This window comes from Neptunomonas concharum (genome assembly GCF_008630635.1).
GTDB lineage: Bacteria > Pseudomonadota > Gammaproteobacteria > Pseudomonadales > Balneatricaceae > Neptunomonas > Neptunomonas concharum.
Window position 1 is genome coordinate 2,057,241 of the sequence record NZ_CP043869.1, and the last position, 16,613, is coordinate 2,073,853.

Annotated in this window: 15 protein-coding genes; 2 read left to right on the plus strand and 13 right to left on the minus strand. The window is 46.8% G+C overall.

Going from position 1 to position 16,613, the window contains the following annotated elements:
* Nucleotides 1-7: 7 nt before the first annotated feature.
* Nucleotides 8-880, minus strand: coding sequence for an alpha/beta fold hydrolase (locus tag F0U83_RS09610; protein ID WP_138987733.1), 873 nt, complete (start codon nucleotides 878-880; stop codon nucleotides 8-10).
* Between the two features lie 142 nt (nucleotides 881-1,022).
* On the opposite strand from F0U83_RS09610, the gene pabB reads away from it, so the two are divergent.
* Entirely contained in the window at nucleotides 1,023-2,393 is a 1,371-nt protein-coding gene (pabB, locus tag F0U83_RS09615) for an aminodeoxychorismate synthase component I (RefSeq protein ID WP_138987732.1), read from the plus strand.
* A 3-nt stretch (nucleotides 2,394-2,396) separates the two neighbouring features.
* Here the strand turns inward: pabB and F0U83_RS09620 are convergent, their stop codons facing one another.
* Nucleotides 2,397-3,374, minus strand: coding sequence for a tRNA dihydrouridine synthase (locus F0U83_RS09620; RefSeq protein WP_211343672.1), 978 nt, complete (start codon nucleotides 3,372-3,374; stop codon nucleotides 2,397-2,399).
* Between the two features lie 39 nt (nucleotides 3,375-3,413).
* On the opposite strand from F0U83_RS09620, the gene thpR reads away from it, so the two are divergent.
* Entirely contained in the window at nucleotides 3,414-3,869 is a 456-nt protein-coding gene (gene thpR, locus F0U83_RS09625; RefSeq protein ID WP_138987731.1) for an RNA 2',3'-cyclic phosphodiesterase, read from the plus strand.
* A 71-nt stretch (nucleotides 3,870-3,940) separates the two neighbouring features.
* On the opposite strand, the gene F0U83_RS09630 is transcribed toward thpR, so the two are convergent.
* The 11 genes from F0U83_RS09630 to F0U83_RS09680 form a co-directional block, all read right to left on the minus strand.
* The gene (locus tag F0U83_RS09630; RefSeq protein WP_138987730.1) at nucleotides 3,941-5,158 is read right to left on the minus strand and encodes an O-succinylhomoserine sulfhydrylase; all 1,218 of its coding nucleotides are present in this window, start codon (nucleotides 5,156-5,158) and stop codon (nucleotides 3,941-3,943) included.
* A 12-nt stretch (nucleotides 5,159-5,170) separates the two neighbouring features.
* Entirely contained in the window at nucleotides 5,171-6,697 is a 1,527-nt protein-coding gene (gene purF / locus F0U83_RS09635; RefSeq protein WP_138987729.1) for an amidophosphoribosyltransferase, read from the minus strand.
* Nucleotides 6,698-6,754: 57 nt separating this feature from the next.
* On the minus strand, nucleotides 6,755-7,249 hold the full coding sequence (locus F0U83_RS09640; RefSeq protein ID WP_138987764.1) for a CvpA family protein: 495 nt from the start codon (nucleotides 7,247-7,249) through the stop codon (nucleotides 6,755-6,757).
* A 60-nt stretch (nucleotides 7,250-7,309) separates the two neighbouring features.
* Nucleotides 7,310-7,891, minus strand: coding sequence for an SPOR domain-containing protein (locus F0U83_RS09645; protein WP_138987728.1), 582 nt, complete (start codon nucleotides 7,889-7,891; stop codon nucleotides 7,310-7,312).
* A complete protein-coding gene (gene folC / locus F0U83_RS09650; RefSeq protein WP_138987727.1) occupies nucleotides 7,891-9,174 on the minus strand; it encodes a bifunctional tetrahydrofolate synthase/dihydrofolate synthase in 1,284 nt (427 codons plus the stop codon). The genes F0U83_RS09645 and folC overlap by 1 nt, the downstream gene beginning before the upstream one ends.
* 56 nt (nucleotides 9,175-9,230) lie before the next feature.
* A complete protein-coding gene (gene accD, locus F0U83_RS09655) occupies nucleotides 9,231-10,214 on the minus strand; it encodes an acetyl-CoA carboxylase, carboxyltransferase subunit beta (protein WP_138987726.1) in 984 nt (327 codons plus the stop codon).
* Nucleotides 10,215-10,251: 37 nt separating this feature from the next.
* Nucleotides 10,252-11,055 carry a tryptophan synthase subunit alpha gene (gene trpA, locus F0U83_RS09660; protein WP_138987725.1) on the minus strand — a complete coding sequence of 268 codons (804 nt, stop codon included), beginning with the start codon at nucleotides 11,053-11,055 and terminating at the stop codon, nucleotides 10,252-10,254.
* Between the two features lie 20 nt (nucleotides 11,056-11,075).
* On the minus strand, nucleotides 11,076-12,266 hold the full coding sequence (gene trpB, locus F0U83_RS09665) for a tryptophan synthase subunit beta (RefSeq protein ID WP_138987763.1): 1,191 nt from the start codon (nucleotides 12,264-12,266) through the stop codon (nucleotides 11,076-11,078).
* Nucleotides 12,267-12,279: 13 nt separating this feature from the next.
* Nucleotides 12,280-12,906 carry a phosphoribosylanthranilate isomerase gene (locus F0U83_RS09670; protein ID WP_211343671.1) on the minus strand — a complete coding sequence of 209 codons (627 nt, stop codon included), beginning with the start codon at nucleotides 12,904-12,906 and terminating at the stop codon, nucleotides 12,280-12,282.
* A gap of 61 nt (nucleotides 12,907-12,967) precedes the next feature.
* Entirely contained in the window at nucleotides 12,968-13,822 is an 855-nt protein-coding gene (gene truA / locus F0U83_RS09675) for a tRNA pseudouridine(38-40) synthase TruA (RefSeq protein WP_138987723.1), read from the minus strand.
* On the minus strand, nucleotides 13,819-16,563 hold the full coding sequence (locus tag F0U83_RS09680) for a FimV/HubP family polar landmark protein (RefSeq protein WP_138987722.1): 2,745 nt from the start codon (nucleotides 16,561-16,563) through the stop codon (nucleotides 13,819-13,821). The genes truA and F0U83_RS09680 overlap by 4 nt, the downstream gene beginning before the upstream one ends.
* Nucleotides 16,564-16,613: the final 50 nt, after the last annotated feature.

Below are 16,613 nucleotides of genomic sequence, written 5' to 3' on the forward strand. Positions count from 1 at the left end.
CCCCAATCTATATATTTCGACTGATTCGGTATCTTTGCGCTTCGGCGTTCATGATTTTGGCAATCTGCCGCGGCTTTTGAAAAGGCAAAGAGTGGTCAGTTCCCGGCACCATGAAGTAATGCCAATTAGGCATCCCTTCCGCCATATCTCTGTGGTATTGATGCATCAGATCAACACTCAACCCCCCAATAAAGCTAGATACATCACCCTGTGCAGCCACCAACAACTCCCTATCGATTGAATTTATCGCTTCGGTCACACAATCTAATGCATGCGCGAAACCCAAAGGGCGAGCCCCTAGGCGCATAATCGATAAGTCATCCACTTGGCTGGTTGTGCGGCGATTAGGAGAGATGGTGTCGAGAAAGTTACGAATTCCTTGCTCCTTATTATCACTTCTTAAAAAGTGAGCAGCCTCACTGTATTTCTGTCGCAACACCTTTGTTGTGTCCCAACACGGCCTGTCCAGTAGAGCTGACTCAAGTAAAAATTGCTTCTCTACGCGGTCTGGGTGCTGTTGTTTGTATAGTAAGGAAACCATTCCTCCCAATGAGTAACCTCCCATATCAAACGACCACCAACCTAAATGGTCAACCAGTGCATTGATATCCGCCACTAACCTGTGTGCCGTAAAGGGATATTCTTTGTGATCAGGATAATGGGTTTCCCCCATGCCCCTCTGGTCGGGAATAAGAATCTCCTGCCATTGCGTCAACATTGACGCGATAGCCAGCCACGTATCTTCTCCGGCAACACCAGCGCCATGCAGTAACACTAAACGCTTGCCGTTATGTATGTCAGGATGTTTCAGGACTCGATAAGTGATGATCTGGTCCGACAATAAAAATGTATCCTTGCGGATATTGAGCTTACTTCTCATGCACGCTTAACTCCCATGCGCAATTGTCGACAATTTGTATTATACGCGATTATGCTAAGGCAAAGGCGATATCCACCTACCACTCGCTATCCTTAAAGAGGATGCGTAAAATGCGCCTTTTATTTGCTGTAAGGTTAATGGCGTGTTGCAACCGGTTTCACTCTCTTTCGGTGTATCAGCTACAGAATATTTTGAGCGTATCCGACCGCTAGGCGGTGCGATTCTACTCGATAGTGGAAAGCCAGCATGTGCGCGAGGCCGGTATGATATTTTAGTGGCGGAACCTCAGTGTCAATTATCCTATCATCGCGGCGAGCTATTAGGGACTAATCTGCCGATAGCTATTGAGCTGTATCAGAATCCCTTCGATGCGCTAGAAAGCCTTTATCAATATGCCAAGGCACAGACCTCAAACATTGATCATCTGTTTCCCTTCTGTGGTGGACTGGTAGGTCATTTTGGCTATGATCTAGGGCGAGTTATCGAACAACTTCCAACATCCGCAGAAGATGACACCCAACTACCAGAGATGCATGTAGGTCTTTATCATTGGGCAATTATTATTGATCATCTTGAAGAGCGAGCCACATGGGTTCCCAGTCCGTTGTTTGATTCTCACAAACAAGAAAGCCTGCTCCAGACGATATTGACAGAGGTCTCCTCTAGACAAGACTCCCCTTTTAAAATGACCTCCGCGTTTAAAAGCAATACCTCTGAAGAGGACTACCATAAAGCACTCAAGAGAATTGATGACTATATCCACGCAGGGGATTGTTACCAGGTTAACTTTGCACAACGTTTTTCTGCAACCTGTGAAGGCGACCCATGGCAAGCTTATAAGCAACTGAGAGAAGCGGCACCAACGCACTATGCCGCCTATTACGATACCCCCCAAGGGGCCGTCTTATCCTACTCACCTGAGCGCTTTTTAGCTGTCGACAATTCGGGGCATGTGATTACCCAACCGATCAAAGGAACACGTCCTAGAGGTCAGACCCCAGAAGAAGATCAGGCGTTAGCTGAAGCACTTCGTTCATCAGAAAAAGACCGAGCTGAAAATGTGATGATTGTTGATTTGCTTCGAAATGACCTCAGCAAAGTCTGTGAGCCGCACAGTGTAAAAGTACCCTCACTTTTCGATATCGAGCACTATAAGAACGTTCACCATCTGGTTAGCACTGTGGTAGGGACACTATCTAAGAACCAATCACCCATCGACTTGCTAAGAAACTGCTTTCCCGGCGGCTCTATCACAGGAGCCCCCAAGATAAGATCAATGGAAATTATTGATGAGCTAGAGACACATCGTAGAAGCATCTATTGCGGTAGTATCGGTTATATCAGTTTATCCGGGAGCATGGATACCAGCATCACCATTCGCACGCTTTTAATAGAAGAGAATCAAGTGCATTGCTGGGCGGGTGGTGGCATTGTAGCGGACTCTATCAGCCAGATGGAATACCAAGAGACGTACGATAAAGTTAACAACCTATTGGAAGGCCTATCTTTGTAACCGTTATAATTCAGCCTCTAAACGCGCACGCAGCTGATTAAGATCAGATAATATTTTAACTTCACGAAAAACACCTTCTGCCTCTTCTCTCTGAGGCCGCATCATATGTAACCATTGCTTAATACGCCCATGCACATATTTAGGAGGCAATTGGCTTTCTACAATCGCAAAGTAGTGAAGTAAAATGCTGATTATGTCGCGCCAAGCTGCACCACTATGGCTTGTCCCGAGCTGGTAACTTTTAATCATCAATCCAAGCTCTGGCCTTGCGATTAAACCACGACCAATCATGACATCTTCACAGCCACTCAGCGCTCGGCATCGTTGGTAGTCTTCACAGTTCCATACTTCGCCATTCGCCACAATAGGAATATCAACCTCCTCTTTGATGCGACCTATCCATTCCCAATGTGCCGGCGGTTTATAGCCTTCTACTTTCGTGCGAGCATGAATCGCTAAACCATCTGCTCCCGCATCAGTAATCGCTTTGGCATTATCCAAAGCAAGAGATTTATCCAGGTTACCTAGGCGCATTTTTGCCGTCACCGCTATATTTTGCGGCACAGACTGTCGGACAGTCTTTACAATAGCGTGTATCAGGTCAGGCTCATCCAGAAGCACTGCACCTCCGCGGTGTTTATTAACGGTTTTGGATGGGCAGCCAAAATTCAGATCTATGGAAGGTGCCCCCATTTTCACCGCTTCAATAGCACTTTGCGCTAATACTTCAGGAACACTCCCTAGAAGCTGTACTGCAACAGGGACACCGGAAGGCGTTAGTCCACTTCCGCTAAGTTCGGTGGCATGTTTCAGAATTTCCCGCGGGGACAGCACTCGGTCGGTGACACGTATAAATTCCGTCACGCATAGGTCCACACCACCCAGCTGCGTAATGACATGCCGCATGGTCGAATCCACCACACCCTCCATGGGTGCAAGAACGATTTTCCCATGATTAGCGTTCACTTCATCGGTGTTCATAGCTATGCTTAATGCCTACCTCTATCGTACGGAGTACTTATGCGTTTGTTCGTTGCGATCGATATCCCTGACAATATACAGCAGGAGATCAGCCGGCTTTATTGCAAATTTCATGGCGTCACTTGGTCTCCACCTGAACGACTACACATTACCCTCGCCTTTCTGGGCGAAGTCAAAACGTCACAACTATCGGCCGTAGATAACCTATTACGGTCTATCACGTTCCAACCGTTTCAACTGTCCTGTGACCACTTTGGTAGCTTTAACAGCGGGGATATCTGGTTAGGTGTCACGCCAGAAGAGCAACTGGTAGCACTGCATCAACAATTAAGAAAACAGCTGGATAAACTCGGGCTAGGCTATGAAGGCAGACCCTTTAAGCCGCATATCACTCTGGCCTACACGGCTAAAAATGAAGAATCCTTAGTGCTTCGCTTACTAGAAAGCCGTCGTCACTTCGACAACCTTAACTTTGAGGTCGATACTTTAATTTAAAGAGCAGCTGGACTCGTTCCTCAGCAGCATTGCACCGAATAGAGCAGATCTATCCGGCGCATACCTAATGGCTAAACCGCATCCAGACCTAACTGCATATCGGCTCGAATATCATCAATGTCTTCTATACCAACAGATAAACGTATCAGATTATCTTTTATACCCGCTTGCGCACGGGCTTCAGGACTCATTCGACCATGAGTTGTTGTTGCAGGGTGAGTGATCGTTGTTTTCACATCCCCTAAGTTACCCGTAATAGACACCATTCGGGTAGCATCAATGAATCGCCAAGCGGCCTCTTTGTCACCCTTGACCTCAAAAGCCAAAACGCCTCCAGAGCCTGTTTGTTGCTTTTTCGCCAACTCATACTGGGCATGACTTGTAAGACCGGTATAAAACACACGTTCGATAGCCGGTTGCGCTTGTAGCCATGTAGCCAACTCTTGCGCATTTCGCGCATGTGCTTCCATTCTAACTTTCAGAGTCTCTAGGCCTTTCTGGAAAACCCAAGCATTAAACGGACTCATACAGGCTCCACCTGTCCGAATAAAACCAAAGATCTCTTCCATCAACTGATGGCTTCCTAAAACCACACCACCAACACAACGGCCTTGGCCATCTAAATATTTGGTTGCAGAATGAATCACTATATCTGCACCCAACAAAATTGGTCGCTGAAAGATAGGCGTCAGGAAACAATTATCGACCGCTAATAAGGCATTATGACGATGAGCAATTTCAGCCACTGCCTGAATGTCCGTCAGCTCACCTAATGGGTTTGAGGGCGTCTCAAGAAATAACAGCTTAGTGTTTGGCTGTATTGCAGCTTCCCATGCGTTCAACGAGGTGGGATCAACAAAGCTGGTTGTTATACCCGCACGGATTAAGTATTTCTCAAACAGCGATACCGTAGAACCAAACACGCTACGAGAGCAGACCACGTGATCACCATTTTGCAGCAAGGATAAGCCAATACTCAGAATAGCGGCCATACCTGAAGCGGTCGCTACTGCTCGCTCTGCACCTTCCAGAGCGGCAATACGCTTTTCAAAGGCATTTACCGTCGGATTGGTAAAACGAGAGTAAATATTTCCCTCTTCATCACCGCTAAAACGAGCAGCCGCTTCTCTGGCAGTCGAGTAAACAAAGCTGGAAGAAGGAAAAATCGCATCGCTATGCTCCCCTTCCATTGTTCGGGTTTGCCCGGCACGAACCGCCATAGTTGCCAGTTCTGCTTCTGTCAGATCAAACTGTATACGATCTTCCCGTTCAAACCCATTAACTGCCATTATCTTTCTCTCTTACTGTATTTTTGTATGAAGATCCGCAGGGGCTTCATCTTCATGATCAACACTTTCAGGCTTCACTTTCGCCGCATCATTTCGCTTCTGATCAATCCGCTCTAAATAGGCATCATCAATATCGCCTGTCACGTAATAACCATCAAACACCGACGAATCGAAATCTGTTAACGCGATATCCAATCCTTCAGCGACCGTTTCTTTCAGATCGTTCAGGTCTTGGTATAGCATCCAGTCAGCACCGATCGCTTCACCAATTTCAGACTCGGTACGATTATGCGCTATAAACTCTGTTGGCGATGGCATATCAATACCATAGACATTCGGGAAGCGTACTGGCGGTGCCGCCGAAGCAAAATAGACTTTGCGTGCACCCATATCCCGTGCCATTTGCACGATTTGCTTAGAAGTTGTTCCCCTAACGATTGAGTCATCTACCAGCATGACGACTTTACCTTTGAATTCCATCTCAATCGGGTTCAGTTTACGTCGTACTGATTTTTTACGCTGAGTTTGACCCGGCATAATAAAGGTACGACCAATATAGCGATTTTTAATAAAACCTTCACGGAACGTCACATTAAGATGCTTAGCCATCTCTAAGGCTGAAGTACGGCTGGTGTCCGGGATCGGGATGATCACATCAATATCATGATCTGGCCGCTCTTTAAGCACTTTCTCAGCCAGTTTAACCCCCATACGCATACGCGCTTGGTGAACGTTAACATTATCGATGATCGAATCAGGCCGTGCCAGATAAACAAACTCAAACAAACAGGGTGCTAAATTCGTTTTTTCAGCACATTGACGCGTAAAAACATTTCCATCCATGTCGATGAAAATTGCTTCACCAGGTTCAATATCTCTCACACGGGTAAAACCTGAGATATCCAATGCTACGCTTTCAGAAGCAACCATACACTCTTCGCCTTCAGGTGTTGAGCGCGTACCATAAACCAGTGGTCGGATACCATTTGGATCACGAAATGCCAAGACGCCATAACCGGTAATCACGGCTACAACGGCATATCCACCTTTAACCCTTTTATGAACTTTAGACACTGCTTCAAAAATATCATCCGCATCAGGCGTTAATTTGCCTTGGCGCTGGAGCTCATGAGCAAAAACATTCAGTAGCACTTCAGAGTCGGAGGTTGTATTGATATGACGAAGATCTGCTCGGAACATCTCTTCACCTAGCTCATCGGCATTGGTCAGGTTACCGTTGTGTGCTAGTGCAATCCCATAGGGCGAGTTGACATAGAACGGTTGCGCTTCTGCGGCGCTGGAACTACCGGCAGTAGGGTAGCGGACATGGCCGATACCAACATGGCCCACCAAACGCTTCATATGCCGCGTCCTGAAAACCTCATTAACTAAACCGTTATCTTTGCGTAGGAAGAAACGATTACCTTCACAGGTAACCATACCTGCAGCATCCTGACCACGATGTTGTAATACCGTTAAAGCGTCAAAGATCGTCTGGTTAACAAGTGATTTGGCTACAAGGCCGACAATACCGCACATTTGAACTACCTCAAGAGGAATCTTAAAAGCTATCGACCTGCAAACAGGCCACTTATCTTAACGTCCTGCGTTCCAAATCATCTGCCCCACTTCGGTGGCAACATCTTTGGTCCAAGCTTCCATCAACACAAAGTGAGGAATCAATTGAGACTCCTGCCACCAAGCATCTTGCACTGCAGGCGTTTGTCCCAGCAGCGCAATTAAAACTACAACAATAATAGCACCTCTGGCGATACCAAACCCCATACCCAACATGCGGTCTGTACCACTGAGTCCTGTCGCTTCTACCAACATACCCACTAAGTTACTTAACAAAGCACCTACTATTAGCGTAATAACAAATAGGCTAATAAAAGCTGCGCCAATACGAAACGACGGAGTCTGGATATAGTCAGCCAATACAACAGTCAACGCTGGTGTAAAAAGGCGAGCAATAATAAAGGCAGCTACCCAAGTAACAAGGGATAACGCCTCTTTCACAAAGCCTCTGCGAATACTGAAAAGGCCCGATATAGCCACGATGGCCAATATCGTCCAATCAGCCCAATTCATCATTGATATACCATCCATAAAATTTGCGCGCATTCTAACAGAGGGTTAAATGGAACCCAATCATTGCGTAGTAAATCGGACAATTATTCCATCCAACCCAAAGTCGTTTTTCAGCCCCTCTTTGAGGCTCTCTAAACGCGCTTTTTGTAGGTCTGGGCCGACATATACTTTGAACAAATCAGCCGTTTTTCGGGTATATACCTTATGCCCTGAATCCATTAACTGCTTACGTAAAGCACGCGCATTTGCCTCATCTTTAAAACTAGCCAACTGCAATGTCCAAGCAACGGGCACATTCTGCTCATCAAGCTCTGGCCGCTTATTCTCTACGCCAATCACCGGACGTTTTTCTTCCAAGGCCTCTTGTACTTCCTCAGTTGATTCAACTTCCACTTTAACGACAACGGCTTCAGGTTCAGATTTAGGCTCAACCTGAACAGGTGGGTACTCGGAAGTATCAGGCAGTACGGATGTCTCTTGCTTTATCTCTATAGGCGCAGACAGCGGTGGAGGTGCAGGAATACGGCTCTCCAATTGTCTCTCGCGATAGCCTTCGCCTGTTAGAAAAAACGGTAAAAAAACTATAGCTGCTAGCAGCAACACAGCAGAGCCAATTAAGCGTCTTTTCAACTGAGAATGCATTACTTTATCTCTCTATTTAGTGCACGATAAGCAGCACCAACGGTAAAAAAGGAGCCTGCCACAACAATAACTCCTGAGTTTTCACCCTGAGGGGTGTCATCAAGCAAACACCTAATCGCCTCTTCTACTGAGCGATAACAACAAACCTGATGGCTCTGGATCTCTTGAGGCAACCGCCCCTTTAACGCCTCGGCTGCTTGCCCTCTTGGCACATCTAAAGTAACCAAGTGCCATTGATCAACCACCGAACTTAGCGACACCATAACTTGCTGACAGTCTTTATCAGCCAACATGCCGAGAATCAACTGAACAGGCCCCTGCTCTTGAGAGAGGTGTGCAGCCAGATACTGGGCCGATTGAGGATTATGAGCAACATCAAGAATAAAACGGCGATCCTTATGGGTAAACGTATCCATACGGCCAGCAACGCTTGCGTTCGCCACACCACGTTTTATCGCATCAGCATCACAAGACAACCCTGATAATTGTACAACCTGTAAGGCCGTTGCTGCATTTTGCAAAGGCAATCTTGGTAAAGGCAAATCCTCGATGATACGTGTATTTCCGGCTAATGTTTGCCCTTGCCAACACCAACTTTCATCGGATTTATGGTAGGAAAAAGCCTGATTCAGCTGATACAAAGGCGTACCTAGTTCATCGGCATAGGCTTGAATCGATGCTGGGGGTAGTAGTTCCCCACAAACGGCAGGCGCATTCGCACGGAAAATACCAGCTTTCTCTCGCCCTATTTGCTCACGATCATCTCCTAACCATTCAATATGATCGATATCTATAGTGGTTACGACCGCAATGTCCGCATCTGCCACATTGATCGCATCCAAACGACCGCCTAATCCCACCTCTAACAAGGCAACATCAGGTCGGTACTGATCAAGGATCCAAAGCGCCGCTAAGGTTCCCATCTCAAAATAGGTAAGGGATATCTCACCCCTAGCCCGATCAATCGCCTGAAATGCATCAACCAGCACCCCATCTTCAACCATCGTTCCACAAAGCCTGACACGCTCATTATAAAGCTCAAGGTGAGGTGAGGTGTAACACAGTGTGGTATATCCCGCTTCTTGAAAAATGCTATCCAGGTACGCCAACGTCGTACCTTTTCCGTTTGTGCCTGCCACGGTAATCAATTGAATACCAGTAAAGTCCAGTGAAAGGGATTCAAACACTTTTCGAACGCGATCCAACCCAAGGTCTATTAAAACGGGATGGTTTTGCTCCATCCAACTTAACCATTGGTCGAGAGAAAATTCCGCTCTGTTCATGGGCACTCTTTAAGAATAAGAAAAGCCGGTAACTACCGGCCTTTGCTCAGTATAACTTAATGTTTAGGCGTGCTTTCTGGCTCAACACCCGGCTGCTCATCTCCTCCTTGAACAGGCTCAGCCGCCACATCTAACTCATCGTCTGCAACTTCATCCATTGTCACCTCAGCTAGGGACTCCTGAGTTGTAAGACGATGCATAAACATGGAGAGCACTGAACTCAGACGATCTCTCAGTTCCAAACGAGAGATAATCATATCGACCTGCCCATGCTCCAACAGAAACTCTGCCCGCTGAAAGCCTTCTGGTAATTTCTCACGAACGGTTTGCTCAATGACACGAGGGCCAGCAAAGCCAACCAGCGCCTTAGGCTCTGCAACATTCAAATCGCCTAACATCGCTAAACTTGCCGACACACCACCATAAACAGGGTCAGTTAACACCGAAATATAAGGCAGGCCCGCTTGGCGCATTTTTTCTAATGCCGCACTGGTTTTAGCCATCTGCATCAGCGAAATCAAAGCCTCTTGCATTCGAGCACCACCCGATGCGGAAAAACAGATTAGAGGCATATTATCTTTTAGCGCTTCGTTAACCGCGCGCACAAATCGCTCACCAACAACCGCACCCATTGACCCGCCCATAAACTGGAAATCAAAAGCGACAGCCGCCACAGGCATACCGTTAAGCGTGCCTCGCATAGCAATCAGAGCATCTTTCTCCCCTGTCGCTTTTTGAGCAGCCGAAAGACGATCTTTATATTTTTTTGAATCACGAAATTTCAAGCGATCCACTGGTTCAACTTCTGCGGCTATCTCAGTAAAAGACCCCTTATCAAGGAAACTTTCAAGGCGCTGGCGTGCCGTCAGGCGCATATGGTGATCGCACTTGGTACATACGTTGAGGTTTTTCTCTAGTTCCGGGCGGTACAATACAGCTTCGCACTTTGGGCATTTTTTCCAAAGGCCTTCAGGAACGCTCGCTCGTTTGTTCTCTGAGCGAACAAGTGATGGGACAATTTTGTCTAACCAATTACTCATTCTTTTTCAATCCAGTGTCAATAAAGTTGTGTTCGCCTCAGGCGTCCATCGCACCACGCATTTGCGCTATGATACCAGCGACATCCTTAGAAATCTGTTCTGGCTGGTTAACTTTTTCTGCAATCGCGTTAACCAAAACACTGCCAACAATCACACCATCAGCAACATTAGCGACAGCCGCTGCGGATGCGCCATCACGTATACCAAAGCCCACACCAACAGGCATATCTGTGTGGCGACGCACTACTTCAAGTTTGCTTGCCACTTCTGATACATCTAACGCAGCGGAGCCTGTTACACCTTTAACAGATACATAGTAAACATAGCCTGAACCGTATTCACAAACCTGTTCGATACGACTCTCTTGTGTAGTCGGTGCCAACAAATAGATAACATCCAACGCGTTTTGCTTCATCGCTTCAACAAATTCAGCAGACTCTTCTGGCGGCAGATCTACAGTTAAAACACCATCCACACCTGCGGCTTTGGCCTGTGCAGCAAAAGACTCGTACCCTAACACCTCTATAGGGTTCAAATACCCCATCAATACAACAGGAGTTATATCATCCTTTTCGCGGAAGGTTTTCACCATCGACAGCACATCCAGCAAGCGAGTGCCATGGCTTAATGCACGTTCACAGGCCAACTGAATCACAGGACCATCCGCCATTGGATCCGAGAAAGGTACACCTAACTCAATAATATCCGCACCCGCCTCTACCATAGCGTGCATCAAAGGAACCGTAACCGCTGGTTGTGGATCTCCTGCAGTCACGTAGGGGATCAGGGCTTTTTTATCTTTAGCTTTCAGTGCTGCAAAGCATTGATTAATACGACTCATCTTCTCAATCTCCTCAGCAATTACAGCTCGATTCCGTCAATACCGGCAACTGTATGGATGTCTTTATCACCACGGCCCGATAGGTTCACCAATACAATTTGATCTTTATCCATTGTCTTAGCGACTTTGATCGCATGCGCGACGGCGTGGCTAGACTCCAGTGCAGGCATAATACCTTCAACCCGGGTCAGCATACGAAAAGCATCTAAAGCTTCATCATCTGTAATCGCTGCATACTCCGCACGGCCTGAATCCTTTAGCCACGCATGTTCAGGACCAACACCTGGATAATCTAAGCCTGCAGAAACTGAGTGCGTGCCTAAAATTTGTCCTGCATCATCTTCCATCAAATACGTTCTGTTTCCATGCAAGACTCCCGGACGACCCGCGCAAAGTGGGGCTGCATGTTGGCCAGTTTCAACACCATAACCTCCAGCCTCAACACCAATCATACGAACCGCTTCATCCTCAATGAACGGATGGAACAAACCAATTGCATTTGAACCTCCGCCCACACAAGCGATAAGTACATCGGGCAAACGCCCCTCTTGTGCCAAACACTGCTGACGCGCTTCGCGACCAATCACACATTGGAAATCTCGCACCAGTTTAGGATAAGGATGGGGGCCTGCTGCTGTGCCAATAATGTAGAAGGTATTATCCACATTGGTCACCCAATCTCGCATCGCTTCATTCATGGCATCTTTTAAGGTGCGAGTACCCGACTCAACAGCCACCACTTCAGCGCCTAAAAGCTTCATTCGGTAAACGTTCAGAGACTGACGACGTACATCATCAATACCCATATAGACCTTACACTCTAGACCTAAACGTGCAGCTACCGTTGCAGAGGCCACACCGTGTTGCCCTGCACCCGTTTCAGCAATAATGCGAGGCTTACCCATAAACTTAGCTAACAACGCTTGTCCTATAGTGTTATTAACTTTATGCGCACCCGTATGGTTGAGATCTTCACGCTTTAAATATATTTTTGCACCGCCTACCTGCTCAGTCAGACGTTCAGCAAAGTACAATGGCGAGGGGCGACCTACGTAATGAGCCAGATCTCGATCGAACTCTTCCTGAAAAGCTGGCTCTTTAGAAAGCTTTTCATAAACGCGCTCAAGTTCTTGAAGTGCACCCATCAGGGTTTCAGAAACAAAGCGACCGCCATAAGGACCAAAGTGTCCACGCTCGTCAGGCAACTGCATTAAAGCAGCGAGATCAGTTTTTGTTGGCACGTGCCACCTCTTCAAAAAAACGTTGAATTTTATCTGCGTCTTTCACGCCTTTAGCCCGCTCGACTCCACCACTAATATCTACGGCGAAAGGCGAAACCTGTTGTATAGCTGCCGCTACATTTTCAGGCGTTAATCCACCCGCTAAAATAATTTCAGATCGCATCTCTCTTGGAATGAGCTCCCAATCAAATGACTCTCCAGTACCACCGGGAACTCCTGGTTTATAGGCATCCAGAAGCAAAGCACGACAAGAAGCGAAACGTTGCTTCTCAACCTCTAAATTCAACCCAGGTTTAACCCGAAGCGCTTTGATATAAGGTCTGGCAAATTGCTCACAATACTCAGGTGACTCATCACCATGAAATTGGAGAAGGTCAATCTGTGTTTGCCCAATCGTATCCAATACAAAGTCAGCACATGCATTAACAAACAAGGCGGTGGTTGTTACAAAAGGAGGGAGGGATGCAATGATCTCAGCAGCCACACTGGCAGACACGTTACGTGGGCTAGGCCCATAAAATACAAAACCCAACGCATCAGCCCCAGCGCAAACGGCCAACTTAGCGTCTTCAAGACGGGTAATACCACATATTTTTACACGTACTGCCATGATGTAAGATCAATTCAGAATTAACTAAAGGCAGGATTCTAACAGAACTCATGCCACAACGTTAGTTGGATATATTTAAGAAATAGGGCCCCAACGTCGATTTAGGCAATTCAAACTTTTCAGGATATTTTACATCAACGAAATACAGTCCAAACGGTGGCGCCGTCACCCCTCCTTTTGCTCGATCTTTTGCATCTAGCACAGCTTTTGCCCACTCAGGTTCTGCCTCACCCGCCCCAACCGTCATTAAAACACCCGCTATATTTCTGACCATGTGATGCAAAAAGGCATTTGCCGTCACATCGATGACTATAAGATCGCCAGAAGTATAAACCTCTAAAGACCGGATAGTTCTCACCGGACTTTTTGCCTGGCAGCCTACAGCACGGTAGGAAGTGAAATCATGCTCTCCCACCAAGTAAGCACCTGCGGAACGCATTCGTTCAACATCTAACGTTTTATACGTCCATGTAACTCCCTTAGACAAAAGAGCCGGCATAACTTCCTGACTATAAATTAAATACCGATATCGACGCTCAAGCGCACTAAATCGCGCATGAAACGAATCGTCAACGGGTTTCGCCCATCGCACTGCTATATCGGATGGCAAGTGGGTATTAGTACCCATAACCCATGCACGGGGTTCCCGTTTAGCATAGGTGTCAAAGTGAATAACTTGGTAAGTGCCATTTACGCCGGCATCCGTTCGACCAGCACACACAACCGAAACCGTTTCATTTGCTACAATCGACAAAGCCTTCTCTACATATCCCTGAATAGTCGGCACTTCGTCTGCTTTTTGTTTTTGCCAGCCTTTGTAGCTACTCCCGGCATACTCTATACACAGTGCATAACGATAAGGGGCGATAAAAATCGCCCCTTGTGTATCACTTGGTTTGACTGGTACTTCCGTCAAGCCAATCCCTCCATTAGACCCGTAGCTTCTGCTTTCTGGGCTTCGTTACCTTCCTGAAGAATCTCTTGCAGGATATCTTTAGCGCCTTCGGCATCATCCATATCGATGTATGCACGAGCTAAATCCAACTTAGTTTCAACTTCATCAGCACCATCTAAAAGCCCCAAAGAATCTAGCACTGGTTCATCTTCCAACACCGTTTCTTCCAAAGCAATATCGTTATCAGTACTGTTAAGCAACGCTTCCAGCTCCCCGTCTAACTCTGCATCCAGATCATGCTCTATATTGGAGGTTAACTCCTCTGTCACTTCAGCGTCACTAGGCGTTTTAGGTAACGAGTCTTCGGTATCATCCAGCTCAATTCCTGCCAAGTCTAAATCATTAGCAGACTCAACAGGGGCAACCTCAGCATCCAAAGAATCTACCTCTGAAAGCTCAGGCGCATCCAACTCGCTGGATAGGTCAGCCTCATCAGTCAATTCAAAGTCCAGATCAGCACCTAAGTCTACTTCAGGCTCCTGCTCTTGAGCCTCTTCAGTGTCATCCAGAATGGAGTCAAGATCAGCCATCAGATCCATTTCAAAATCATCAGACTCTTCGGCATTGGTTAAATCTGCTGAATCAAACTCTAAGCTTTCGAGTTCTGCATCAATCTCTGCTAATTGCGCTTCAACATCTGCAGGCTCTGTATCTGAAAGCTCAAACTCCAGCTCTTCTTCATTTTCAGGCGTTTCTGAACTCTCTGCCATCAAGCTATCTAAACCTAACGACTCTAACGTATCTTCCGTTTCGTCAATTTCAGTTAGTGGCTCAACCGACCCCATGCCGGAACGTTCATTACGCTGACGAGACTGCTCGATAAACTCTTCCTCTGCAGAGTCCGCAGTGAGTAAATCATCAAGAGAGCTGTCAATATCCAAATCAGCTGGTTCATCCTGCATGGCCAACTCTTCATCCAAATCCGCCATCAGGTTATCATCCTGATCCAAAGCAGCCAGCTCGTCCTCTATATCATCGACGCCTAGGTCGAATTCTTCATCCGCAACAACCTCGTCCTGCTCCTCTAGAATACTTCCCAGCAGGTCTTCATCATCTATATCTAGGGCATTGTTTTCTTCTGGAGCATCCTGAGCCATATCGTCGACTGCCAATGCATCCAGCTCATCTTCAAACGACTCATCTAGATCCAGATCCATATCGAGATTTAAGTCATCCAAATCGTCCAACTCGCTCATCTGAAGCTCGTCAGCCACATCGCTAGCAGCTTCTTCTGCAGCAGCAATAGCGAGTTCATCAGACATAGAGTCCAACTCATCCAAAGGAGAGTCATCAAGTGATATCTGGTCCGCCATATCTTCTATGTCTGGATCAGCAATTGCAGAAGCCATAAACTCCGCTTCTTCAGCCGCTTCCTCCTGCTGCTTTTTACGGCGAATAATTAACCAAATACCAGCCAAAACAGCGATCAAACCAGCGCCAAGGCCCGCCAAATATTCTGGCGTTTGCATGATTTTATCTATCAAGCTTTTTTCTGGCGCTGCGGGTGGAGTAGAAGCCATCTCGGCCTTTTTAGTGAGCTCCGTTTGTAACGCGGCCATTTGCTGATCTTTCAGCTCGATTAACCGTTGGAGCGAGTCCAGCTGCTGCTGAATTGCATCCATTTTTTCAGAAAGATCATTATTATCTCTCTCAAGCCGGTCAATAGACTCCATAGAGACCGCAAGTTTGTTTTCAAGCTCTTCATTTTTATTAATGAGTGCTTGTTTTTCATCTAATTCAGAGTCTGTTTGTTTTGTTTGGTCATTGAGTGCCGCATCATCCGCTGGTGCTGCTTCAGGCGGCGTGACAACCTTCAATTGCCCATTGTCAGCTTCTTCGGCTACATTAGAATCTGCGGCTTCACTCTTTAAACTTTTTTTACTTCCATCAACAGGGGCTTTAGATGTAGCAACCTTACCTTTTTGTTTCCATAAACCGGTTTGCCGTCTAACTTCAGCAGCCGCTTGCTCAGATGTCACGGCTCGCGCTTCAGCTTCAGTAGGAAGATCAATGGTCACACCCGCTTTTAGGTTATTAATATTACCATCGGGAAATGCGTGGGGGTTTTTCTTCTGTAACGCAACCATCATCTGATAGGAAGAGATATCCGGTGCAGCCCGATAGCGTATGGCAATTTCCCATAGCGTATCCTTCACATCAACATAGGTTTGCGTTTTTTTATCGGTGCGGCTACGAACATTGGATGTAGCGGGCTCGACAGATGCAGGGGCTGCCTTAACGCTCGGCGTCACTTCTGCCGATCTCGTTTGAGCAGGCTGCACAACCCTCTGGGTGGGTGTTGGATCAAAAACGGGAGGATCAAGCAGTACAGTGTACTCTCTTACCAATCGACCGCTAGGCCAATTAACCTCAACCAAAAAGTTCATGAAAGGCTCTTTGATGGGCCTTCTTGACGTTAACATAATAACGCCCGTACCGTTTGGATTTACCTTGACCTGAAAACGAACATCGGACAAGGCTCGCTGCTGACTAACGCCAGCCAGTGCGAATTCATCTTGGTCGGCCATCCTTGGTTTTATCTGCAACGGGTTTAAATCACGAACCTGAAGCAGCTGAATCTCTGCATTCAACGGTTCATTTAAAGCCGATTTAATACGAATATCACCAAGCCCCAACGCGTTAGCCTGAGTAGATACAAGTGCACCTGCAACAGCCAGACTTAAAGCAAGTTTGCGCAGCATTTTATTTTCCTTAAGTTACTTGCTGATTATTTCTTGCATAATCAGCAAGT